This is a genomic window from Streptomyces termitum, from assembly GCF_014650175.1.
Lineage (GTDB): Bacteria > Actinomycetota > Actinomycetes > Streptomycetales > Streptomycetaceae > Streptomyces > Streptomyces termitum.
The window spans coordinates 268980-293783 of sequence record NZ_BMUL01000008.1; the positions used below are offsets into that span (position 1 = coordinate 268980).

At 76.4% G+C, this 24804-nt stretch carries 9 protein-coding genes and 1 pseudogene; 1 reads left to right on the top strand and 9 read right to left on the bottom strand.

All coding sequences use genetic code 11. The features are described from left to right. The first annotated feature begins 74 nt into the window (after nucleotides 1–74). Nucleotides 75–3194, top strand: coding sequence for an AfsR/SARP family transcriptional regulator (locus IE219_RS17685; RefSeq protein WP_229849821.1), 3120 nt, complete (start codon nucleotides 75–77; stop codon nucleotides 3192–3194). A 64-nt stretch (nucleotides 3195–3258) separates the two neighbouring features. On the opposite strand, the gene IE219_RS17690 is transcribed toward IE219_RS17685, so the two are convergent. The 9 genes and pseudogenes from IE219_RS17690 to IE219_RS17730 all read right to left on the bottom strand — a co-directional run bounded on the left by IE219_RS17690 (nucleotide 3259) and on the right by IE219_RS17730 (nucleotide 24655). After that, complete coding sequence (locus tag IE219_RS17690) at nucleotides 3259–3474, bottom strand: hypothetical protein (protein ID WP_189978412.1); 216 nt, start codon at nucleotides 3472–3474, stop codon at nucleotides 3259–3261. Between the two features lie 331 nt (nucleotides 3475–3805). Beyond that, nucleotides 3806–4618, bottom strand: a complete 813-nt coding sequence (gene ddaH, locus IE219_RS17695; RefSeq protein WP_189978414.1) for a dimethylargininase — start codon at nucleotides 4616–4618, stop codon at nucleotides 3806–3808. A 31-nt stretch (nucleotides 4619–4649) separates the two neighbouring features. Beyond that, entirely contained in the window at nucleotides 4650–5951 is a 1302-nt protein-coding gene (locus tag IE219_RS17700; protein WP_189978416.1) for an MFS transporter, read from the bottom strand. A gap of 6 nt (nucleotides 5952–5957) precedes the next feature. Next, nucleotides 5958–19355 (bottom strand): annotated as a pseudogene (locus tag IE219_RS32290) (non-ribosomal peptide synthetase); the annotation flags it as partial. A 47-nt stretch (nucleotides 19356–19402) separates the two neighbouring features. After that, nucleotides 19403–20401, bottom strand: a complete 999-nt coding sequence (locus tag IE219_RS17710) for a TauD/TfdA family dioxygenase (RefSeq protein ID WP_189978572.1) — start codon at nucleotides 20399–20401, stop codon at nucleotides 19403–19405. A gap of 8 nt (nucleotides 20402–20409) precedes the next feature. Continuing rightward, nucleotides 20410–20622: an MbtH family protein gene (locus IE219_RS17715; protein WP_189978420.1), complete on the bottom strand. Its 213-nt coding sequence runs from the start codon at nucleotides 20620–20622 to the stop codon at nucleotides 20410–20412. Nucleotides 20623–20838: 216 nt separating this feature from the next. Continuing rightward, entirely contained in the window at nucleotides 20839–22023 is a 1185-nt protein-coding gene (locus IE219_RS17720; RefSeq protein WP_189978422.1) for a cytochrome P450, read from the bottom strand. Then, a complete protein-coding gene (locus IE219_RS17725; protein WP_189978424.1) occupies nucleotides 22023–22844 on the bottom strand; it encodes a thioesterase II family protein in 822 nt (273 codons plus the stop codon). Before IE219_RS17725 ends, IE219_RS17720 begins: the two co-directional genes overlap by 1 nt. Beyond that, nucleotides 22841–24655, bottom strand: a complete 1815-nt coding sequence (locus IE219_RS17730) for a non-ribosomal peptide synthetase (RefSeq protein ID WP_189978426.1) — start codon at nucleotides 24653–24655, stop codon at nucleotides 22841–22843. Before IE219_RS17730 ends, IE219_RS17725 begins: the two co-directional genes overlap by 4 nt. Between the last annotated feature and the right edge of the window lie 149 nt (nucleotides 24656–24804).

Sequence of the window (24804 nt, forward strand, 5' to 3'; positions counted from 1 at the left end):
GGGGCGGACGCACTGGTCTGGGCCGGTTGGGGGAGCGGGAGTTGGGCGATCTCCATTTTTCGTTACTCGGTCTGATGCGGGCCCGCCGTGGCGGCACCGCACTCAAGATCGGCAGTCCGCAGCAGCAGGCCATGCTGGCCGTGCTCCTGCTGCGGCCGGGGTACGCGGCCAGTGCGACCGATCTGATCGACGCGCTGTGGGGCGAGGAGCCACCGGGTGCGGCGATGACCACCGTCCGCACCTACGCGTGGCGTTGGCGCAAGGTGCTGGACCCGCCGCAGGAGGGCGGGGCGGCCGACCGGTCCGCGCCGAGCGTCCTCGTCTCGATGGGCGACGGCTACCGGCTGGCCCTGCCGAAGCTCGCCGTCGACGCGGCGGAGGCGGAGTCGCTGGCCGCCGAGGCCGAGCGCCTGGCGCGGTCCGAGCCGCTGCGGGCACGCGATCTGCTCAACCAGGCGCTGGAGTTGTGGCAGGGCGAGCCGCTGGCCGGGATACCGGGGCCGTTCGCCGAGCGGCACCGGCAGCGGCTGCGGGAGCTGCGGCTGACCCTCCTGGAGGAGCGGATCGGCCTCGACCTGGTCCTGGGCCGACACTCGCGCTGCATCCCGGAGCTGACCGCGCTCACCACCGAACACCCGCTGCACGAGCGGGCGTACGGGCTGCTGATGCGGGCCCTCTACCAGGCCGGCCGGCAGGCGGACGCGCTGGCGGTCTACCGGGGGGTGCGGCAGCTCTTCCTGGAGGAGCTGGGCGTGGCGCCGGGGGCCGGACTGGAGCGGCTGCACCGCAGGATCCTGGAGGGCGATCCGGCGCTGGCCGCCCCGGCCGCCCCGGTGGCCGACGCGCCCGCCGCGCCCCAGGGCCCGCCCCAGGGCGCGGAGCGGGCCCCGGAGCCGGCCCGGGAGCCCGCCGGGACCGCCCCGGAGGCGGCCCGTCCCGCCGAGGAGGAGCGGGAGGGCGGGGAGAGACCGGCGGCGCCGCCGCGCCCGGCCCAGCTCCCGCCGGACGCCGCCGACTTCACCGGCCGGGCCGCCCCGGTCGGGGTACTGGTCGAGGCCCTGGGCACCCCCTCCGCCCAGGCCCTGGTGATCTCCACGGTGGTCGGCATGGGCGGGGTCGGCAAGACCGCGCTGGCGCTGCACGTGGCGCACCGCGTCCGGGAGGCGTACCCGGACGGGCAGCTCTACGTGGACCTGCGGGGCTCCGACCCGGTGCCCGCCGACCCGGAGGCCGTGCTCAGCGGGTTCCTGGTCGCGCTCGGCGTCGCCGGGGACGCGGTGCCGGACGGGCTGGACGCCCGCTCGGCGCTGTTCCGCTCGGTGGTGGACGGGCGGCGGCTCCTGCTGGTCCTCGACAACGCGAAGGACGCGGCCCAGATCCGGCCGCTGCTGCCCGGCTCGGCCGGATGCGCGGTGCTCACCACCGGGCGGACCCGGCCCGCCGGGCTCCCGGCGGCCGTCCAGGTCGACCTGGACGTCTTCCAGCCGGAGGAGGCGCTGGAGCTGCTGGGCCGGACCATCGGCGCGGGCCGGCTGGCGGCCGAGCGGGCGGCGGCCCTGGAGCTGGTGGTGGCCTGCGGGCACCTGCCGCTCGCGGTCCGCATCGTGGCGGCCCGGCTGGCCGCCCGGCCGGGCTGGAGCGTGGAGACGCTGAGCCGCCGGCTCCAGGTGGAGCGGCGGCGCATCGACGAACTGCGGATCGGGGACCTGGCGGTGGCCGCCGCCTTCGAGCTGAGCTACCGGCAGCTCACCCCGGACCAGGAACGGGCGTTCCTGCTGGTGGCGTCGGTGGACGGGCCGGACATCGGACTGCCCGCCGCGGCGGCCCTCCTCGACCTCGACGAGTACGACGCCGAGGACCTGCTGGAGGCCCTGGTGGACGTGGCGATGGTGGAATCGCCCTTCCCCGGCCGCTACCGGTACCACGACCTGCTGCGGGCCTTCGCCCGGCGGCGGCCCACGGCGTCCGGCGCCGGGGAGTGCGGGGCGGCCTGCCCGGAGACGGCGGCCGCCCGCGACCGGCTCCTGGACCACCTGCTGGCCACGGCCTGCGCGGCCTTCCAGCACGCGGTGCCCGGCGACCCGGCGGCCGGCGCCCTCGGCCCGGCCCGCTCCCCCGGCGTACCGCTGGCGGGGTGGGAGGCGGCCCGGGAGTGGACGGCGGCGGAACGCGCCGGGGCGGTGGCCCTGGCCGCCCAGGTCGCCGCGGAGGCCACGGCACCGGGGGGGCCTGTCGGGGGCGCGGGTGGTCCGGCGGGAGGCGCGGGTGGCTCCGGTGGGGGGCTCGGGGCGGCGTTGCGGGCGGCGATCGATCTGCTGATCGCGCTGACGCCCTTCGTCCTCACGCCGCCGAGCCGGCAGCTCGCCGACACGGCGGACGCGCTGGCGGAGGCTGCCGTCCGGTACGGCGACGTGCGGTCGGCCGGGCGGGCGCACTTCCTGCGCGGGAACGTCGCCCTGGCCGCGACGCGGCTCGACGCCGCCGAGGCCGCCGCCCGGCGGGCGGTGGAGGCGGCGCGGTCCGCCGGGGACACGGTGATCCTCCGGCAGGCGCTCAACGACCTCGGTCTGATCTGCCAGTTCCTCAGCCGGTACGACGAGGCGGTGGTGCACTACGACGAGGCGCTGCTGCTCGCCCACGAGCTGGGGCACCGCTCCGGGGCGCTGGTGACGACGGTGAACGCGGCACTGGCGCGGGTGCGCAGCGGGCGCGCGGAGGAGGCGGTGGAGATCTGCCACGGCGTCCTCGGCGAGCTGCGGACCCGGCAGGACGATCCCGGGCGGGCCTACACCCTGTACGTGCTGGGGCTGGCGCTGCACGGCCTGGGGCGGCACGAGGAGGCGGTGACCTGGTTCCGGGAGTGCCTGGGGGTGGCGACGGGGGCCGGTCTGCGGGACCGGGCGGCGCACGCGCGCTACCGGCTGGCGGACAGCCTGCGCTCGCTCGGCCGGGCCGGCGAGGCGCTGGAGCAGGCCGGGGAGGCGCTGGCGCTGTGCGAGGAGCTGGGGGCGGAACGGGACCAGGCGCACGCCCTGCTGGTGCTGGGCCGTTCCCTGAGGGAGCTGGGGCGCGGGGCCGAGGCGGAGACGCGGTTGCGGGAGGCGTACGAGATCTTCCGCAGGCTCGGGCTTCCGGAGGCCGCCGAGGTGGCCGGTCTGCTGCCGGAACCGGCTCCGGCGCTGGTCGATCCCTGAGGCGCCGGTGACGGCCCCTCCGTCGGGGAAACGATTCCGCGCGGCGGGGTCGGGGCGGGCGGGGTCAGGAGCCGGTGCTGTTCCAGTCGGTGCCGGCCGACGGGGTGGGGGTGGGCGTGGGGTCGGCCGGGGAGGCGGTGCCGCCGTTCTGCCCGGTGCCGGCCGCCCCGTCGGCCATCGCCGTGCCCGTCACGCCCAGGACGATCGCGGTGCCGAGGCCGAGGGCCGCGACGGTCAGGCGGATCCGGGCGGCACCGAGGGTGTTCGTACGCTTCGCCATAGCTGCTCCCTGGGACGTCTTCCCTGGCGGGAAGGGGTTCTGTGCGGGCTTCCCGGTGTGCGTTCCGGGCTGATGGAAGGAGCATGGCAAGGCACGTTCAACAGCCGATCGACGTGCGAGCACCGCACGTCGATCGAAGGTGTTGATCGGGGCGATAAGGAGCGTTGATCGGGGGGCGGGCGGGATATCGGATCCCGGATCCAAAGCCCTGGATCCAAGATCCGATATCCAAAACTCTGGATCCCGGATCCCGGATCCCGGATCCCGGATCCCGGATCCCGGATCCCGGATCTTGGATCTTGGATCTTGGATCCGAAATTCAGGATCCAGGTCACTCCTCCTCGCGGATCTCCAGCGTGCAGCACTTCACGCTGCCGCCGCCCTTGAGCAGTTCGGAGAGGTCCGTGCCGATCGGCCGGAAGCCGCGTTCGCGCAGGCGGGCCGCCACTCCGGTCGCCGCCTCCGGGAGGACCACGTGCAGGCCGTCGCTCATCACGTTGAGCCCGAACGCCTCCGCGTCCTCCTCGGTCACGAGGACCGCGTCCGGGTAGAGCCGCCGCAGGACCGCCCGGCCGGCGGCGGAGAAGGCCCCGGGGTAGTACATGACCTCGTCGGTGTCGAGGACGGCGAGCGCGGTGTCGAGGTGGTAGAAGCGCGGGTCGACGAGGTCCAGGCCGATCACCGGCCGGCGCAGGAACTCCCCGGCCTCCGCGTGTCCGGCGGGGGTGCTGCGGAAGCCGCGTCCGGCCAGCAGGTAGCGGCCCGCGAGGAGCAGGTCGCCCTCGCCCTCGTTGACGTGGACCGGGTCGTGGACGGTGAAGCCCCGGGAGCGGAACCACTCCAGGTAGGCGGGGCCCTCGGCGGCTCGTTCGGCGTCGCGGAAGCGGGCGCCGAGGACCCGGCCGCCGACGACGGTGGCGCCGTTGGCCGCGTACACCATGTCGGGCAGGCCGGGCAGCGGGTCGATGAGCTCGACGCGGTGGCCGAGCCCGGCGTACAGCTCGTACAGCCGCTCCCACTGGGCGACGGCGAGCGCGGTGTCGACGGGTTTGGCGGGGTCCATCCAGGGGTTGATCGCGTAGCTGACCTCGAAGTGGGTCGGGCGGCACATCAGGAGGCGGCGGGGGCGGGCGGCGCGGGGCATGGAGGACTCCGGGGAGGGGAGGGCGAAGGGGTCAGGAGGAGGGGGTGGCGGGGCGTTCCGGGAAGCTGCGCAGGCCGCGCAGGGGGCTCAGCAGCAGGACCACGCCCGCCGAGAGGAGCACGCTCGCCATGATCCAGAGGGTGGTGCGGGCGCCGAGGACGCCGCCGAGCCAGCCGCCGAGGAGGGCGCCGACGGGGATGGCGCTGAAGTTGACGGTGGAGGCGCTGGCGCGGATCCGGCCGATCATCTCGGGCGGGCAGTACGCCTGGTAGAAGCTTCCGGCGATGACGTTGCCCGCGATGACGCCGCAGACCGCGACCGACCAGGCCGCCGCGCTGACGGCCAGCGGCAGCCGCTCCCCCGCCATCGGCAGCAGGAGGATGAAGGGGGCGCCGACCAGTTCGCACAGGAGCAGTCCGCGCGCGGTGCCGAAGCGGCGGGCGATGCGGCCGGCGAGGGTGGCGCCGGCGAGGCCGCCGAGGGAGACGGCGGCGAAGACCGCGCCGACGCCGCCGGGGGTGACGCCCACGGTGCGGACCAGGAAGATCATCTGGACGGCCTGGATGCCGTTGAGGCCGAGGTTGCCGACGGCGGCGAAGCTCGCCAGGGTCCGCAGGTAGGGGTCGCGGGTCAGGAAGCGGACGCCCTCGCCGATCTCCCGCAGGATGCCGCGCCGTTCGGAGACGGCCGGCGGTTTCTCGTCGGCGTCGATGGTGCCGACGCAGAAGGCCGCGACCAGGTAGGTGAGCGCGTCGGCGAGGAGGCCGCTGACGGCGCCGAACGCCTGGGAGATCAGGCCCGCGAGGCCGGGTCCCGCGATCTCCGCCGCCGCGTCCCCCGAGCGCAGTTTGACGTTGGCCTCCAGCAGGTCGCGCTTGGCGACCAGGGTGGGCAGGACGGCGCTGTTGGCGGTGGAGAGGAAGACCTTGACGGCGCCGGCGAGCAGGGCCACCAGGACCAGGTGGGCCATGGTGAGGAGGTCCAGCCAGGCGGCGACCGGGACGCTGCCGAAGAGGAGCAGCAGGAGCAGGTCGCAGACGAGCATCACCTTGAGCCGGGGCCAGCGGTCCACCCAGGCCCCGGCGAAGAGGCCGAGGAAGAGCCAGGGCACCCAGGCGGAGGCGGTGAGCAGGCCCACCATGAAGGGGGACGCCTCCAGGGTGACGACGGCGACCAGGGCGAGCGCGACGTTCCCGACGGCGGTGCCGAGGCCGCTGGTGGTCTCACCGATCCAGAGCTTGCGGAAGTTCGCCTGCGCCCACAGGCCCCAGCGGCTCCGGGGCGGCGCCTCGCCGGCCGGCGGGGTCGGCGGCTTGACGGAGGTGGTGGTCATGACGGGTCACTCTCCAAGCTTCCGGGCCAGCACGGCGGCGATCCGCGCGACGGGCTCGGGGCCCGTCATGGCGCCGTGCGCGCAGGGGACGAGGTGCTGTTCGACGCGGCCGTCGACGTACGGCGCCCAGGCCGCCGCGTACGGCCAGTCGGCGGGCTTGTCGAGGGTGGCGCCGAAGAAGACGGCGTCGCCCCGGAACGGGTCCGGCACGTGCTCCGCCATCAGCTTGCGGTGCTGCTCGAAGACGGTGGGCAGGACGTCGGCGGCCTCGCCGAGGAGGGCGGTGAGGGCGGCCTGTCCGCGCCCGTCGGCGGGGTCGTGGCCGAGGGAGGCGAGCAGTTCGGCGAGGGTGTCGACGGGTTCGTCGGAGGGCGGGGCGGCGGCGTGCCGGGCGGGGTCGGCGGGCAGGCCGTCGAGGAGCGCGAGGAGGGCGACCTCCTGGCCCGCCGCCTGGAGGGCGACGGCCATCGCCTGGGCGACGACGCCGCCGAAGGACCAGCCGAGCAGGTGGTAGGGGCCCTCGGGCTGGACGGCGCGGATCTCCCGTACGTAGTCCTCGGCGATCTCGGTGACGGAGGCGGGCGAGCCGCCGCGCAGGCCGCGCGCCTGGAGGCCGTGGACCGGGCGGTCCGGGTCGAGGTGGCGCAGCAGTCCGGTGTAGACCCAGCTGATGCCCGCGGCCGGGTGGACGCAGAACAGCGGGGGGCGGGTGCCGCCGGGGCGCAGCGGCAGGAGGACGTCGAGGGCGTCGGTGCCCGCCGGGTCCGGGAGCCGGCCGGTGAGGCGGCGGGCGAGGTCGGCCGGGGTGGGTGCCTCGAAGAGGTCCCGCATGCCGAGGTCGGCGCCGAGCTCGGCGCGGATCCGGCCGAGGAGCTTCATGGCGAGGAGGGAGTGGCCGCCGAGGGCGAAGAAGCCGTCGTCGGCGGTGACCGGTCCGGGCGCTCCGACGACCTCGGCGAAGAGGGCGCAGAGCAGTTCCTCGTGCGGGGTGCGGGGGGCGCGTCCGGTGGTCGTGGCGGCGAAGTCGGGGGCGGGCAGGGCGCGCAGGTCGGTCTTGCCGCTGGCGGTCAGGGGCAGCGCGTCGAGGGGGACGACGGCGGCCGGGACCATGTGGCCGGGCAGCGAGGCGGCGGCGAAGGCGCGGAGCGCGGCCGGGTCGAGCGGGCCGTCGGTGACGACGTGGGCGACGAGCGTCGGTCCGGCGGCGGGGTGGTCGTGGACGGTGACGGCGGCGGCGCGGACGGCGGGGTGGCCGGTGAGGACGTGGGCGATCTCGCCGGGTTCGATGCGGAAGCCGCGGATCTTGACCTGGTCGTCGGTGCGGCCGAGGTAGTCGAGGTGGCCGTCGCGGGTGCGGCGGACGAGGTCGCCGGTGCGGTACATCCGCTCCCCCGGCGCGTGCGGGTCGGCGACGAACCGTTCGGCGGTGAGGGCGGGCCGGCCGAGGTAGCCGCGGGCCAGTCCGGCGCCGGAGAGGTACAGCTCGCCGGGGACCCCGGCCGGGACGGGGTGGAGGTGGGCGTCGAGAACGTGGGCGCGGGTGCCGAGGACGGTGCGGCCGAGGCTGGGGCGGGCAGTGGCGCCGAAGGGCTGGACGAGCGCGTCGACGGTGGACTCGGTGGGGCCGTACAGGTTGTGCCCGGTGGTGGCGGGGGCGGTACGGAGCCGGTCCCACAGGGCCTGCCCGACCGGCTCGCCGCCGAGCAGCACCACGCGCGGCGCGGGCTCGTCCAACAGGCCCTCGGCGAGGAGCTGTTCGGCGTAGGAGGGGGTGACCTCCAGGACGTCGACGGCCTCGTGGCGCAGGTGGCGGACGAGGGCGGCGGCGTCGCGCCGGGTCCCGTCGCCGATCAGGTGGAGTTCGTGGCCCGCGAGGAGCCAGAGCAGGCCGTCCCAGGAGGCGTCGAAGCAGAGCGAGGCGGTGAGGGCGACCCGGTGGCGGCCGTGGCGTCGTTCGGCGGCGCCGATGGGGCCGGTGGCGGAGCGGTGCGAGGCGAGCAGGGCGGCGATGGCGCCGTGGCCGACGACGACGCCCTTGGGGCGGCCGGTGGAGCCGGAGGTGTGGATCACGTACGCGGCGTGCTCCGGGCGGATGTCGACGGCGGGCGGCGCCCCGGTCCCGTCCCCCTCCGGGCCGGTGGCCGCGTCCAGGACGGTCAGGCCGTCGAGGAGGGCGGGCAGCGGCCAGCCGTCGCCGGTGACGGCGAGCGCCGGGGCGGCGTCGGCGAGGACGGCGGCGGTCCGGTCGGCCGGGTGCTCCGGGTCCAGCGGCAGCGAGGCGGCGCCCGTCTTGAGGACGGCGAGCAGGGCGACGACGGAGTCGGCGGAGCGGGGCAGGGCGAGGGCGACGAGGGTCTCCGGTCCGGCGCCCGCCGCGGTGAGCCGGTGGGCCAGCCGGTTGGCGCGGGCGTCGAGTTCGGCCCAGGTGAGCCGGGTGTCCCCGGCGACGAGGGCGGTCTCCCCGGGGGTGCGGGCCGTCTGGGCGGCGAGGACGGCGGGCAGCAGCGGCACGGCGTCCGGCAGCGGGTCCCCGGTGGCGGCGAGGGCGCGGCGTTCGGTGTCGGTGAGGAGGTCGGCGCGGCCGATCCGCTCGCCGGGGCGGGCGGCGACGGCGGTCAGGAGCCGGCCGAAGCGGGCGGCGATCGCCTCGACGGTCTCCCGGTCGAAGAGGTCGGTGGCGTAGTCGATCGCGCACTCCAGTCCGGCGGGGGCGCCGTCGGCGTCGAAGGACTCGCCGAGGGCGACGGAGAGGTCGAACTTGGCGGCGTGGCCGCCGACGGGTTCGACGGTGGCGGGCAGGCCCGCCAGGTCGAGCGGCGCGTCGCCGGGGGCGGTCCGGCCGCCGCCCTGGAGCAGCAGCATGACCTGGAAGAGGGGGTGGCGGGCGAGGGAGCGGGCCGGGTTGAGCTCTTCGACGATCCGCTCGAAGGGGATGTCCTGGTGGGCGTGGGCGTCGAGCTGGATCTCCCGGACGCGGGCGAGGAGTTCGGCGAAGGTTGGGTCGCCGGAGGTGTCGGCGCGCAGGACGAGGGTGTTGACGAAGAAGCCCACGAGGTCGTCCAGGGCCTCGTCGGAGCGGCCGGCGGTGACCGAGCCGATCGGCACGTCGGTGCCGGCGCCGAGCCGGGTGAGCAGGGCGGCCAGCGCGGCCTGGAGGGTCATGAACATCGTGACCCGGTGCTCGCGGCTCAACGCGGCGAGCGCGCGGTGGAGTTCGGCGCCGAGCGGGAGGACGACCCGGTCGCCCCGGTGTCCGCTGTCCGCGCGGCGGGGGCGGTCGACGGGGAGGGCCAGTTCCTCCGGGAGGCCGGTGAGGGTCTCCCGCCAGTGGGCGAGTTGGCGGGCGGCGAGGCTGTCGGGGTCGGTCTCGTCGCCGAGCAGGTCGCGCTGCCAGAGGGCGTAGTCGGCGTACTGGACGGGCAGCGGCGACCACGACGGTTCGGCGCCCTCGCGGCGGGCCGCGTAGGCGGTGGACAGGTCGCGCAGCAGGGGGTCCATGGACCAGCCGTCGCCCGCGATGTGGTGGAGGACCAGGAGGAGCAGGTGCTCTCCGTCTTCGGTCGGGAACAGGTGGGCGCGGAGCGGGAGTTCGGTGGCGAGGTCGAAGGGGACGGCGGCGGCCGCGGCGAGGGCGGCGGCCGGGTCGGCGGGCGGGGCGGGGCGGCGGTCGAGGGCGGGGCGGGCCTCGGTGGCCGGGACGATCCGCTGGCGGGGTGCGCCGTCGTGCTCGGTGACGAGGGTGCGCAGGCTCTCGTGGCGGGCGGCCAGGTCGGCGAGGGCGTCTTCGAGGGCGGCCGGGTCGAGGGGGCCGGTGAGGCGGAGGGCGAGCGGGAGGTTGTAGAGGGCGCTGGGGCCTTCCATGCGGTCGATGAGCCAGAGGCGGCGCTGGGCGGAGGAGAGCGGCAGGTGGTCGGGGCGGGTGCCGGCGGTGAGGGCGGGGCGGGTGCCGGTTCCGTCGAGGCGCTGGGCGAGACCGGCGACGGTGGGCGCCTCGAAGACGTCGCGGACCTCGGTCTCGGCGGCGAGGGCGGTGCGGATGCGGCTGACCAGTTTCATGGCGAGGAGGGAGTGGCCGCCGAGGGCGAAGAAGTCGTCGTCGGCGGTGACCGGTCCGGGCAGGCCCAAGATGTCGGCGAAGAGGCCGCAGAGGATCTCCTCGCGGGCGGTGCGGGCGGCCCGGCCGCCGGTGAAGGCGGTGGGGTCGGGGGCGGGCAGGGCCCGCCGGTCGATCTTCCCGCTGGTGGTGAGGGGCAGCGTGTCGAGGGTGACGACCGCCGAGGGGACCATGTGGGAGGGCAGCGCTCCGGCCGCGAACCTGCGGAGTTCCTGGGCGAGTTCGGGTCCGGGGGCGGTGACCGCGCAGTGGGCGACGAGGCGGCGGTCGCCGGTCGCGTCCTCGTGCGGGGTGACCACGGCCTGGTGGACGGCGGGGTGGCCGGTGAGGACCTGCTCGATCTCGCCGGGTTCGATGCGGAAGCCGCGGATCTTGACCTGGTGGTCGGTGCGGCCGAGGTAGTCGATCCGGCCGTCGCGGGTGCGGCGGACGAGGTCGCCGGTGCGGTACATGCGGGCGCCGGGCGTGAAGGGGTCGGCGACGAACCGTTCGGCGGTGAGGGCGGGCCGGTCGAGGTAGCCGCGGGCGAGGCTGTCTCCGGAGAGGTACAGCTCGCCGGGGACCCCGGCGGGGACCGGTTCGAGGTGGGCGTCGAGAACGTGGGCGCGGGTGCCGAGGACGGCGTGGCCGAGGGTGGGGCGCGCGGCCCCGTCGAAGGACTGGAGGAGGGTGTCGACGGCGCACTCGGTGGGGCCGTACAGGTTGTGCCCGGTGGTGGCGGGGGCGGTACGGAGCCGGTCCCACAGGGCCTGCCCGACCGGCTCGCCGCCGAGCAGCACCACGCGCGGCGCGGGCTCGTCCAACAGGCCCTCGGTGACGAGCTGTTCGGCGTAGGTGGGGGTGAACTGGACGGCGTCGACGCCGGTCGCGCGCAGGTGCCGTACGAGGGCGGCGGGGTCGCGGCGGAGCGCGTCGCCGATCAGGTGCAGTTCGTGTCCGGCGACCATCCACAGCAGGCCGTTCCAGGAGGCGTCGAAGCAGAGCGAGGCGGTGAGCGCGGCGCGCAGCCGTCCGTGGGTCCGTACGGGCTCCGCGAAGGTCTCGGCCCGGTGGGCGGCGAGCAGGGCGGCGATGGCGCCGTGGCCGACGACGACGCCCTTGGGGCGGCCGGTGGAGCCGGAGGTGTGGATCACGTACGCGGCGTGCTCCGGGCGGATGTCGACGGCGGGGGCGTGTGCGGGCAGGTGCGCCCAGGTCTCCTCCCCCGCGTCCAGGACGGTCAGGCCGTCGAGGGCTTCGGGCAGCGGCCAGCCGGGGCCGGTGAGGACGGCGGCGGGGCGGGCGTCGGCCAGCATGTGGGCGATGCGCTCCGCCGGGTGCTCGGCGTCCAGCGGCAGGAAGGCGGCACCGGCCTTGAGGACGCCGAGGAGGGCGGCGACGGAGTCGGCGGAACGGGGCAGGGCGAGGGCCACGAGAGACTCGGCGCCGATCCCGGCGGCGGCCAGGCCGTGCGCCAACCGGTTGGCACGGGCGTCGAGTTCGGCGTACGAGAGGCGGGTCTCCTCGAAGACCAGGGCGGTGAGGCCGGGGGTGGCGGCGGCCTGCGCGGCGAAGGCGGCCGGGACGAGCGGCCGGTCGGCGGGCAGGGGCCGGTGGCCGGAGAGGAGCGCGGTCCGCTCGCCGTCGGTGAGGAGGTCGGCGCGGCCGATCCGCTCGCCGGGGCGGGCGGCGACGGCGGTCAGGAGCCGGCCGAAGCGGGCGGCGATCGCCTCGACGGTCTCCCGGTCGAAGAGGTCGGTGGCGTAGTCGATCGCGCAGTCCATCCCGGCGGGGGCGCCGTCGGGCCCGGCGAACTCCTCCAGCGTCACGTTGAGGTCGAACTTGGCGACGCCGGTGTCGGCGGGCAGCGCCTCGGTGCGCAGCCCGGCGGGTCCGGTGCCGTCCCCGGTGGCCGACTGGAGGACCATCGCGACCTGGAAGAGGGGGTGGCGGGCGAGCGAGCGGGCCGGGTTGAGCTCCTCGACGATCCGCTCGAAGGGGATGTCCTGGTGGGCGTAGGCGGCCAGGCCGGTCTCCCTCACCCGGCCGAGGAGTTCGGCGAAGGTCGGGTCGCCGGAGGTGTCGGTGCGCAGCACCAGGGTGTTGACGAAGAAGCCGACCAGGTCGTCCAGGGCCTCGTCGGAGCGGCCGGCGGTGACCGAGCCGATCGGCACGTCGGTCCCGGCACCGAGCCGGGTGAGCAGGGCGGCCAGCGCGGCCTGGAAGGTCATGAAGAGGGTGACCCGGTGCTCGCGGCTCAAGGCGACGAGGGAGCGGTGGAGTTCGGGCCCGATGGGGAGGGCGATCCGGTCGCCCCGGTGGTCGGCGCGGGTCCCGCGCGGCCGGTCCACCGGCAGGGACAGCTCCTCCGGGAGGCCGTCGAGGACGTCCTTCCAGTGGGCGAGCTGGCGGGCGGCGAGGCTGTCGGGGTCGCTCTCGTCGCCGAGCAGGTCGCGCTGCCAGAGGGCGTAGTCGGCGTACTGGACGGGCAGCGGCGCCCACGACGGTTCGGCGCCCTCGCTGCGGGCCGCGTAGGCGGTGGACAGGTCGCGCAGCAGGGGGCCCATGGACCAGCCGTCGCCCGCGATGTGGTGGAGGGCGACGACGAGGACGTGCTCCTCGGGGGCGACCTCCAGGAGGGTGACCCGGACCGGGGGTTCGGCGGCGAGGTCGAAGGGGCGGCGGGCGGCGGCGTCGACCTCGGCGGTCACCGACTCCGGTGCGCAGGAGCGGTGTTCGACCGGGAGGGGGGCGTCGACGGGGTCGAGGATCCGCTGGTGCGGCTCGCCGTCGTGCTCGGTGACGACGGTGCGCAGGATCTCGTGGCGGGCGGTCAGGTCGCGCAGGGCCGCGACGAGGGCGGCCGGGTCGAGCGGGCCGGTGAGGCGCAGGGCGAGCGGCATGTTGTAGAGGGCGCTGGGGCCCTCCATGCGGTCGATGAGCCAGAGGCGGCGCTGGGCGGAGGAGAGCGGCAGGAGCGCGGGACGCTCGCCGGCCGTGAGGGCGGGGCGGGTGCCGGTGCCGTCGAGGCGCTGGGCGAGACCGGCGACGGTGGGCGCCTCGAAGACGTCCCGGATGCCGAGTTCGGCGCCGAGGGCGGCGCGGACGCGGCTGAGGAGCCGGGTGGCGAGGAGGGAGTGGCCGCCGAGGGCGAAGAAGTCGTCGTCGGCGGTGACCGGTCCGGGCAGGCCGAGGACGTCGGCGAAGAGGCCGCAGAGGATCTCCTCGCGGGCGGTGCGGGCGGCCCGGCCGCCGGTCGCGGCGGCGGCGAAGTCGGGGGCGGGCAGCGCGGCCCGGTCGAGCTTGCCGTTGACGTTGAGGGGCAGCGCGTCGAGGAGGACGAAGGCGGCCGGGACCATGTGGTCGGGCAGCACGGCGGCGGCGTGGGCGCGCAGGGCGGCCGGGTCGAGCGGGGCGCGCGTCGCGGTGTAGGCGACGAGCCGGGTGCCGGCGGCGGGGTCCCGGTGCGGGAGGACGGCGGCCTGGAGGACGTCGGGGTGGGCGGTGAGGACGGCCTCGATCTCGCCGGGCTCGACGCGGAAGCCGCGCACCTTGACCTGCTGGTCGGTGCGGCCGAGGTAGTCGATCCGGCCGTCGGGGCGGCGGCGGACCAGGTCGCCGGTGCGGTACATCCGCTCGCCGGGGGCGTACGGGTCGGCGACGAAGCGCTCGGCGGTGAGCGCGGGCCGGTCGAGGTAGCCGCGGGCGAGGTGGTCGCCGGAGAGGTACAGCTCGCCGGGGACGCCGACCGGGACCGGTTCGAGGCGGGCGTCGAGGACGTGGGCGCGGGTGCCGGGCAGGGGGCGGCCGACGAGCGGGCGCGGGTCGTCGGAGAGCCGGTGGTGCAGGGCGTCGACGGTGCACTCGGTGGGGCCGTACATGTTGAGGACGACGGTGCCGGTCGCGGCGGTCAGGGCGGTCCACAGGCCCTGGCCGAGGGCCTCGCCGCCGACCATGAGGAGCGCGGGCGGGCAGCGGTCCAGGAGCCCTTCCTCGACGAGGCGTTCGGCCTGGCCGGGGGTGACGTCGAGGATGTCGACGCCGGTCCGTTCGACGTACCGGAGGAGGGCTCCGGCGTCGCGCCGCAGGTCGTCGTCGAGGAGGTGCAGCTCCTCGCCCGCGACCATCCACAGCAGCGCTTCGAGGGCGGTGTCGAAGGAGAGCGAGGCGGTGTGGGCGAAGCGGAAGCGGCGGCCGGGGTGGGCGGCGCGGGCGGCGGCGATCGTCTCGTCGCGGTGGAAGGCGAGCAGGTTGGCGAGGCCGCCGTGGCGGACGACGACGCCCTTGGGGCGGCCGGTGGAGCCGGAGGTGTGGATGACGTACGCGGCGTGCTCCGGGTGGATGTCGGCGGCCGGGTCCCCGGCGGGCAGGTGCGCCCAGGTCTCCTCCCGCGCGTCCAGGACGGCGAGTCCGTCGAGGACGTCGGGCAGCGGCCAGTCGGGGCGGGTGAGGACGGCGGCGGGGCGGGCGTCGGCCAGGGTGTGGGCGATGCGCTCGCGGGGGTGGTCGGCGTCCAGGGGGAGGAAGGCGGCACCGGCCTTGAGGACGCCGAGGAGGGCGACGACGGAGTCGGCGGAACGGGGCAGGGCGAGGGCCACGAGGGACTCGGCGCCGATCCCGGCGGCGGCCAGGCCGTGCGCCAACCGGTTGGCACGGGCGTCGAGTTCGGCGTACGAGAGGCGGGTGGTGCCGGAGATCAGGGCGGTGAGGCCGGGGGTGGCGGCGGCGCGGGCGGCGAGGGCGGCCGGGACGGTCGGGCGGTCGGCGGGCCGGTCGGTGGCGTGCCAGGCGGCGAGGTCGGCGCGCCCGGCGGCACCGAGGACGTCGAGGGCGGCGACCGGCCGGTGCGGGTCGTCGGCGACCTGGTCGAGGAGGCCGGTCAGGGCGGCGGCGAGCCGTTCGGCGGTGGCGCGGTCGAAGAGGTCGGTGGCGTACTCCAGGCCGCCGTCGAGACCGGCGGGGGTGCCGTCGGGGTGGTGGCGCTCGGAGAGGTTGAGGGTGAGGTCGAAGGCGGTGGCGGGCAGGCCGAGGGGTTCGTGGGCGGCGCGGGTGCCGGGGAGGGCCGGGGTGGTGTCGCCCGCGGTGTTGTCGAAGGCGATCATCACCTGGAACAGCGGGTGCCGGGCCAGGGTGCGGGCCGGGTTCAGCTCCTCGACCAGCCGCTCGAAGGGCACGTCCTGGTGGGCGTGGGCGGCGAGGTCGGTCTCCCGGACGCGGGCGAGGAGTTCGGCGAAGGTGGGGTTCCCGGCGAGGTCGGTGCGGAGCACGAGGGTGCCGGCGAAGAAGCCGACGAGGTCGTCGAGGGCGGGGTCGAGGCGGCCGGCCAGCGGGGTGCCGACGGGCAGGTCGTCGCCGGCGCCGAAGCGGTGCAGCAGGGTGGCGTAGGCGGCCTGGAGGACCATGAAGAGGGTGGCGCCGTGGGCGGTGGCCAGCCCGGTCAGGCGGGCGTGCAGGGCGGCGTCCAGTTCCAGCGGGACCACGTCGCCCCGGTGGCTCGCGACGGGCGGGCGGGGCCGGTCCAGCGGCAGCGGCAGCTCGTCGGGGAGGTCGGCGAGCGCCTCCCGCCAGTGGGCGAGCTGGCGGGCGGCGAGCCCGTCGGGGTCGGTCTCGTCGCCGAGCAGGCGGTGCTGCCACAGGGTGTGGTCGGCGTACTGGACGGGCAGCGGCTCCCAGACGGGCGCCTCGCCGCCGAGGCGGGCGGTGTACGCCTCGGCGAGGTCGCGGAAGAGGGGCCGCAGCGACCAGCCGTCGCCGGCGATGTGGTGCAGGACGAGGAGCAGGACGTGCTCGTCGGGGCCCTCGGCGCGCAGGTAGGCGTGGAGGGGGGTGTCGGTGGCGAGGTCGAAGGTGTGGCCGGTGTGCTCCCGCACGGGGCGGTCGGTGCGGGTGAGCAGGGGGGCCGGGGGTGCGGGCAGGATCCGCTGGTGGGGGATGCCGTCGTGCTCGCCGAAGACGGTGCGGAGGGTCTCGTGGCGGGCGGTGAGGTCGCCGAGGGCGGTCTCCAGGGCGTCCGGGTCGAGGGGGCCGGTGAGGCGCAGGGCGAGGGTGATGTTGTGGGTGGCCGTGGGGCCCTCGGCGCGGGCGAGGAACCACAGGCGGCGCTGGGCGAAGGAGAGCGGCAGCCGGTCGGGGCGCTCCTCGCGGCGCAGCGGGGGCCGTCCGGGGGCGGTTCCGGCCGGGGCGGTGGCGAGCCGGGCGGCGAGGGCGGCGACGGTCGGGGCCTGGAAGAGGTCGCCGATGGCGAGGTCGGCGCCGAGTTCGGCACGGATCCGGCCGACGAGGCGGGTGGCGAGGAGGGAGTGGCCGCCGAGGGCGAAGAAGTCGTCGTCGACGGTGAGGCCGTCGATGCCGAGGAGGTCCTCGAAGAGGGCGCACAGGGCGCTCTCGCGGGCGTCGCGGGGGGCGCGGCCGGTGGCGGCGGGGCCGAGGCCGGGGGCGGGCAGGGCGCGCCGGTCGACCTTGCCGTTGGCGTTGAGGGGCAGTGCGGGCAGGGCGACGACGGCCGCGGGGACCATGTAGCCGGGGAGCGTACCGGCGGCGAAGTCCCTTATCTCCGCGCCGAGTTCGGGGGTGGCTTCGCGGGAGGTGGCGCAGTAGCCGACGAGGCGGAGGTCGCCGGGGCGGTCCTCGCGGGGGATCACGATGACCTGGCGGACGGCGGGGTGGCGGGAGAGGACGGCCTCGATCTCGCCGGGCTCGATGCGGAAGCCGCGGATCTTGACCTGGTGGTCGGTGCGGCCGAGGAACTCGACGGCGCCGTCGGCGCGGCGCCGGACCAGGTCGCCGGTGCGGTACATCCGCTCCCCGGGGGCGTACGGGTCGGCGACGAAGCGCTCGGCGGTGAGCGCGGGGCGGCGCCAGTAGCCGCGGGCGAGACCGGCGCCGGCCACGTACAGCTCGCCGGGGACGCCGGGCGGCACGGGCCGCAGGCGGGCGTCGAGGACGTGGGCGCGCATGTTGTCGAGCGGGCCGCCGATGGGCGGGCGGGGCCCGGTCAGGTCGGCGGGGGCGAGGGGGTGGTGGGTGGCGAAGGTGGTGGCCTCGGTGGGTCCGTAGACGTGGGCGAGGAGCAGGTCGGGGCAGTGGTCGAGGACGCGCCGCAGCAGGGTGCCGGAGGCGGCCTCGCCGCCGGTGCAGACGGTCCGCAGGGCGCGGAAGGTCTCCGGGGCCTGCTCGGCGACGAGGTCGAAGAGGGCCTTGGTGAGGAAGGCGGCGGTGACCCGGTGGCGGGTGGCGACGGCGTGCAGGGCGGCGGCGTCGAGGGTGCCGGGCGGGGCGACGACGACGGTGCCGCCGTGCAGGAGCGGCGTCCACAGTTCGTAGGTGGCCGCGTCGAAGGCGTGCGGGGAGTGGAGCAGGATCCGCTCGTGGCGGCCGTCGCGCCAGCGGCGGTCGGCGGCGAGGGCGACGACGTCGCGGTGGCGGACGGCGACGCCCTTGGGGGTGCCGGTGGAGCCGGAGGTGAACATCACGTAGGCGAGCCGGTCGGGGTGGACGGGCGGGCCGGGGGCGTGGGCGGGGGCGTCCTCGGCGTCGCCGGGGCGGACCACGGTCGCGGTGTGCGGGAAGCCGGGGTCGGGGCGGTCGGTGAGGAGGACGGGGGCGCCGGTGTCGGCGAGCAGGGCGGCCATCCGCTCCGGCGGCAGGCTCGCGTGCAGGGGGACGTAGCAGCCGCCGGCCTTGAGGACGGCGAGGGTGGCGGTGACGAGGTCCGGGGAGCGTTCCATGAGGAGCGCGACCGGGGACTCGGGGCCGACGCCGGAGGCGATGAGGTGGTGGGCCAGCCGGTTGGCGCGGGCGTCGAGTTCGGCGTAGGTGACGGTGCCGCCGTCGTGGGCGAGGGCGGTGGCGTCGGGGGTGCGGGCGGCCTGGGCCTCGAACAGGGCGGGCAGGGAGCCGTCCGGCAGGGGGGCGGCGGTGGCGTTCCAGGTGTCCCGGAGGAGGGCGTGCTCCTCGGTGGTGAGGACGTCGAGGGTGCCGAGGGGGGCGTCGGGGGTCTCGGCGGCGGCGGTGAGGAGGCGGCCGAGGCGGTCGAGGAGGGTGGTGACGGTGGCCCGGTCGTAGAGGTCGGCGGCGTATTCGGCGGAGCCGGTGAGACCGGCCGGGGCGCCGTCGGCGGCGCGGTGCTCGGTGACGCCGATGTTGAGGTCGAACTTGGCGACGCGCAGGCCGAGTTCCTCGGGTGCGGTCTCCAGTCCGGGCAGGTCGAGGCTGCCCTCCTCGTGGTTCTGGAGGACCAGGAGGGTCTGGAAGAGGGGGTGGCGGCCGAGGGCGCGGGCCGGGTTGACCTCCTCGACCAGCCGCTCGAAGGGCACGTCCTGGTGGGCGAAGGCGTCGAGCTGGGACTCCCGGACGCGGCCCAGGAGTTCGGCGAAGGTGGGGTCGCCGGAGGTGTCGGTGCGCAGGACGAGGGTGTTGACGAAGAAGCCGACCAGGTCGTTGAGGGCCTCGTCGGAGCGGCCGGCGACGCCGGTGCCGATCGGGATGTCGGTGCCGGCGCCGAGCCGGGTGAGGAGGGCGGCGAGCCCGGCCTGGAGGACGGAGAAGAGGGTGGTGCGGTGGCGGCGGGCCAGCTCGGCGAGGGCGGCGTGCAGCTCGGGGCCGTAGGAGAAGGGGACGGCGTCGGCTGCGCCGGTCGGGGCGGGCGGCCGGGGCCGGTCCGAGGGGAGTTCCAGTTCCTCCGGGAGTCCGGCGAGCGTCTCGCGCCAGTAGGCGAGCTGACGGCTCATCAGGCTATCGGGGTCGGTCTCCTCGCCGAGGAGTTCGCGCTGCCAGAGGGTGTAGTCGGCGTACTGGACGGGCAGCGGCTCCCAGGCGGGGGCGGCGCCGTCGAGGCGGGCGGCGTAGGCGGTGGCGAGGTCGCGCAGCAGCGGCCCGAGGGACCAGCCGTCGCCGGCGATGTGGTGCAGGACGACGAGCAGGACGTGCTCGGCGGGCGGCGTGCCGTCCGCGTCGGGAGTGGGCGAGAGGACCGTGACCCGGAAGGGCGGTTCGGCGCTCAGGTCGAAGGCGCGGGCCGCGGCCCGGTCCCGCAGGGCGGGGAGGTCGCCCGGTGCGCAGGCCACCGTCTCGAAGGCGGGTTCCGCCTCCGCCGACGGCAGGATCCGCTGCACCGGGACGCCCCCGTCCGCCGGGAACACCGTGCGCAGGACCTCGTGCCGGGCGACCACGTCCGCCGTCGCGGCGCGCAGCGCCCCGGTGTCGAGCGCGCCGCGCAGGCGGACCGCGAACGGCAGGTTGTAGAGCGCGGTCGGCCCTTCGATCTGGTCGATCAGCCAGAGACGCTGTTGTGCGTACGAAACCGGGATCACGGTGCTTCCTCTGCTCACGTCACGGCGTGGATGGTGGTCTTCGTGCCTCAGGCGGGGACTGCGGTGGTGGGGTGCACCGTGGGCCGGCAGTCGAGCAGGTCGACGGGGCGGCCCATGGCGACGGCGATCTTCCGGTCGCCGCCGTAGGGGTCCCGGCCGTGCGCGCAGAGGACGTTGTCGACGAGCATCACGTCGCCGGCGCGCCAGGTCTCGCGGACGGTGGCGGCGTCGTAGGCGGCGTTGAGGGCGTCGGCGTCCTCGCGGGTCAGCGGCTCGCCGTCGCCGAAGCCGGTGGCGAACGGCAGTCCGCCGGCCCCGAACTCGTCGAGCAGCGCCTCCCGGATGTCCGGGTCGAGCGACCACTCGCTCCAGAAGGCCAGGTGGTTGAACCAGACCTCCTCGCCGGTCACCGGGTGGTGGAGGGTGGCCGGGCGGAGCTGGCGGGTGCGGAGGTTGCCGTCGGGCAGCCACTCCCAGGTGATGCCGTTCTCCCGGCAGTACGCCTCCACGTCGGCGCGGTCCTCGGTGCCGAAGGCGGTGCGCCAGCCGAGCGAGACGTAGTCCGAGTAGGTGCGGGTCAGGGTCCAGCCGGAGTTCCGGCCGCGCGCCGCGAGGTGGTCGGGGAGCGCGGCGAGGACCTTGCGGACGTCGGCGGTCGGGGTGGCGCCGCCGGTCTCCGGGGCGGTGAGGCAGGCGAAGAGGAGCCGGCCGGGGAAGGTCAGGGTGTAGCTGTTCTCGTTGTGCATGCGGATGGACTGGGCGGGCGGCAGGTCCGTGGAGGAGAAGACGCCGTCGCCGAAGTCGCTGCGGGGGGTGGCCTTCTCCCGGTACGGGGTGGGCTCGGGGATCAGCACGTCGCGGACGGCGGCGACGTCGGCGCTGGTCGCGACGGGCAGGCCGCGCAGGAAGATCGTGCCGTGCTCGTGGAGGGCGGCGCTCAGCGCGGCCTCGTGGGCGCGCAGCCAGGCACACGCCTCGGCGAGGTCCGCGGTGGGCGGCACGTGGGTGAGGGCCGGGTGGCCGGGGCGGAGTTCCCAGGTCGGCATGGCGGCGGTCACCGCTGGTCGAGGGTGGCGAGCAGGCTCGCGGGGCGGATGTCGGTCCAGTTGGCCTCGATCCAGTCGAGGCACTCCTGGCGGGGGGCCTCGCCGTGGACGGTGGTCCAGCCGGCCGGCACGTCGATCCAGACCGGCCAGAGCGAGTGCTGGTTCTCGTCGTTGGCGAGGACCAGGTAGCCGGCGTTGTCGTCCTCGAACGGGTTGCTCATGGTGGTCTCCGTAGCGTGAGAGGTGCGCTGGGCTGTGATTCGAAGGTAGGGGCGGGGAAGCGGCCCGAGCGGCACAAGACCCGGCAGGTGAGCGGCAGTTGTACGGCTGCCGCCCGCGGCCCGGCAGAAGGGCGCGGGAGGGGAACGCGCGACGGTCCCCCTCCCCCGGCGTGGGCCGGGGAGAGGGGGACCGTGAGCGGGAGGGGCGGGCGGGGGTCACCTGGGGGTGAGGCGGACCGGGAGGCTGTCCAGGCCGAAGTTGATGATCGAGCGGTTGTGGACGACCGGACCGGCCGGTTCGATGGCGGCCGCCTTCTCCAGCGCGGCCGTGTACAGGGCGCTCAGTTCGGCCTTGGCCAGCGGCGCGCCGATGCAGTAGTGGGCGCCGAGGCCCAGGGCGAGGTGCTTGTTGGGCGAGCGGTCGAGGAGGATCTCCTCCGGCCGTTCGAAGGCGTCGGGGTCGCGGTTGGCGGACCACACCCAGACCGCGACCCGGTCGCCCCGGCGGATGTGCCGCCCGCCCAGTTCGGTGTCGCGGGTGGCGGTGCGCAGGGTGTGCAGGCCGACCGAGGTCCAGCGCAGCAGCTCGTCGACGGCGGAGTCCATCGACACCTCGCCGCGCTGGAGGGCGCGCCACAGGTCGGGGCGCCGGACGAGGGTGTGCAGGCCCATGGCGGCCGTGTGACGGACGGTCTGGACGCCGCCGACGACGATGTTGTCGAGGTTGAGCACCACGTCCTCGACGGGCAGCAGCCGTCCGCCGACCTTGTAGGTGGCCATCATGGAGATGAGGTCGTCGCGGGGGTCGGAGCGGCGCAGCATCACCTGGTGCAGCAGGTAGGGGATGAGCTGCTGGTGGCCGGCCCGGCGCTCCTCGGGAGTGCGGCCGAGGAAGGCGACGTCGCAGACCCGGACGACCATGTCGCGGTCCTTCTCGGGGACGTCGAGGAGGTCGCACATGACGGCGAGCGGCAGCGCGGAGACCACGTCGACGAGGTCGGCCTCGCCCTGGGCGACGGCCCGGTCGAAGAGTTCGCCGGCCCGCTCGGTGATGGAGCGGGCGGCGCCCTTGACGCCGCTCTTGGAGAAGAACGGATTGGCGGGGGCGCGCAGTTCGCGGTGGCGGGGCGGGTCGGTGAGGGCCATCATGCGGCCCGAGCCGACCGGTACGTTGCCCTCGCCCGCGCCGAGCAGCGAGCCGGACTCGGAGCTGAACACGGCGGCGTTGCGCAGGACTTCGGCGGACTCCCGGTAGGTGAGCACCGACCAGACGGGGCCGTCGTCGACGGTGTCGGTGAGGTGGACGGGTGCCTCGCGGCGCAGTTCCCCGACGAGGTCCGGGGTGTCGTCCCTGGCCCACAGCGCGGGGTCGGTGAGGTCGACGGCGGTGGTGGTGGGCATCACGGCTCCCTGGGGGCGGTGGCGGGCGCGGCGGCCGGGCGGCCCGCCACGAGAGAGGACAGCAGGCCGACCGGGCCGGGCCGGTCGACGGTGGCGAGCAGGTGGCCGCCGGGCACGGTCCGGTGGCTGAAGCCGCCCCGGGTGTGGGCGGCCCAGTCGGCGAGCCGGGTGGTGGCGAGCACCGGGTCGTCGGCCCCGGCGAGCACGTGCAGCGCGGAGCCGATCGGGGGGTGCGGGCGGTACCGGTAGGTGCCGCTGACGGCGAGGTCGGTGCGGATGGCCCGGAGGGCGAGTTCGGCCAGTTCGGGTTCGTCCCTGACCAGTTCCTCCAGGCCCGTCATCCGCAGCAGTCCGGCGGCGTCCAGGTCCTTCGTGGCCCGCCCGTTCCACCGGGCCGGGGCGGGGGCCCCGGCGGCGACGATCAGTTCGGGGCGGCGGTCGGCGGGCAGGGCGCGGGCCGTCTCGTACGCGAGGAGGGCGCCGAGGCTCTGCCCGTAGAAGCCGAAGCGTTCCCCGGCCCCGCCGGTCAGGTGCGGGGCGATCGCCTCGGCGACGGCGGCCACCAGGGCGTCGAAGTCCGGCGGCATGGGGTGCCGGCTCCGGCCGCCCCGGGCGGGCGGCCGGATCGCCCACACCTCGGCGACCGGGGCCAGCGCGCGGGCCAGCGGCGTGTAGGCGGTGGCGTCGCCGCCGGCGTGCGGGAAGCAGAAGAGCCGGAAGGGCCGGTGGTCCTGCGGCGCGGGCACGAGCAGCCAGTCCCCCTCGGCCCGGGGGCGTACGACCCGGGCGGCAAAGGGAGCCGGAGCGGTCGGGGCGGTCATCGGACGGCCTCGCGGCGGGCGGTGAGGGCGGGGCGGGCGGGGGCCGGGCCCGCGGCGGCCGCGCGCTGGACGACGGCGGTGAAGTCGGCGAGGTCGGCGGCGTCGAGGAGGTGGCGGAGCTGGAGCTCCACGGAGAGCTTGCGGCGCAGCAGGTGGACGACGCGGAGGGCGGCGAGGGAGTGGCCGCCGAGGCCGAGGAAGTCGTCGGTGGGCGCGACGTCCGGCACGCCGAGGACGGTGCGCCAGACCTCGGCGACCTGGTCGGCCACTCCCCCGGCGGAGACGGCCGCGGGCGCCTCGGCCGGGGCGGCGGGGGCGGGCAGGGCCCGGTGGTCAGTCTTGCCGTTCGGGGTGAGCGGCAGGGCGTCCAGGACGGTCACGGTGGACGGCACCAGGTGGGCGGGCAGGGTGCGGCGCAGCGCGGCGAGCAGGTCGGCGGGGACGAGGCCGGGCCCGGTGGCGTAGCCGGCCAGGCGCGGGTCGCCGGGCGCGGGTTCGTGGACGGTGACGGCGGCGGCGGTCACCCCGGGCAGGGTGCCGAGGGCGTGCTCGACCTCCCCGAGCTCGACCCGGAAGCCGCGCAGCTTGACCTGGCGGTCGACCCGGCCGACGTACTCCAGGAGTCCTTCGGCGGAGCGGCGGGCCTGGTCGCCGGTGCGGTACATGCGGGCGCCCGGCTCCGGGGCGAAGGGGTCCGCGACGAACCGGCCTGCGGTCAGGCCGGGGTGGCCCGGGTAGCCGTGGGCGAGGCCGGGCCCGGCGAGGTACAGCTCGCCGACGGCGCCGGGGGCGGCCGGGGCCAGCCGGTCGTCGAGGAGGTGGACGCGGACGCCGGGCAGCGGCTCGCCCAGGTGGGGGACGGGCCCGGTGACGGGGGCGGTGATCGCGTCGACGGTGCACTCGGTGGGCCCGTACAGGTTGAGCGCGTCGATCCCGGCGTCGGCGAGTTCCCGCCAGGTGCGGACGGGGACGGGCTCGCCGCCCATGAAGAGGCGCGGGACGCGGGCGCCGGCCAGCGGCTCGCGGAGCAGCTGCCAGTGGGAGGGGGTGAGGTCGAGGTCGGTGACGCCGTGGTCGGCGAGGAGCCGGACGAGGGCCACCGGGTCGGCGCGGCGGGCGTCGTCGACGACGACGAGGGTGTCGCCCCGGCAGATCCGGATCCACTGCTGGACGGAGGCGTCGAAGGAGACGCTGGCGTTCCAGGCGACGACGCCCGGCCCGGGACGGTAGGCGCCGCCGCGCTCCAGGGCGTCGGCGAGGTCGGCGACGGCGCCGTGGGCGACCTCGACGCCCTTGGGGCGGCCGGTGGAGCCGGAGGTGTAGATGACGTACGCGGAGTCGAGCGGGTCCGGGACGAAGGCGGGCGCCGGTCCGTCGCCCGCGGCGGCGGGGTGGACGACCGGGACCCCGGCGGGGACGGGCGGGGCGGTGTCGGCGCTGACGACGGCGGCGAGGCGGGCGTCGGCGGCCATGAAGGCGATCCGCTCGGCCGGGTAGGCCGGGTCGAGCGGCACGTAGGCGGCGCCGGCCCGCCAGGCGGCGAGCAGGGCGACCGGCAGGTCGGCGGTGCGGGCGAGGTGGACGCCGACCCGGTCGCCCCGGCGGACCCCGGCGTCCCGCAGCGCCCCGGCGAGGGCGGCGGTGCGGCGGTCCAGGGCGGCGAAGTCGAGGCTGCCGTCGACGGCGTGCACGGCGGGACGGCCGGGGTGGGCGCGGACGGCGTCCCGCAGCCGGTCGAGCAGACCGGCGGGTGCGGCGGGAACGGCGGGGACGGGAACGGCGGGGGCGGCCGGCTCGGCGTAGGTGGTCATGCGGGATCGCTCCTCGGTACGGGGTGCGGCGGGGCGGACGGGACGGACGTACGGGGTCGTGCGGGGCGTGCGGGGCGACGCGGACGCGCGGGACGTATGAGACGTGTGAGACGACGGGGACGTGCGGGAGGCGCGGGGCGTACGGGACG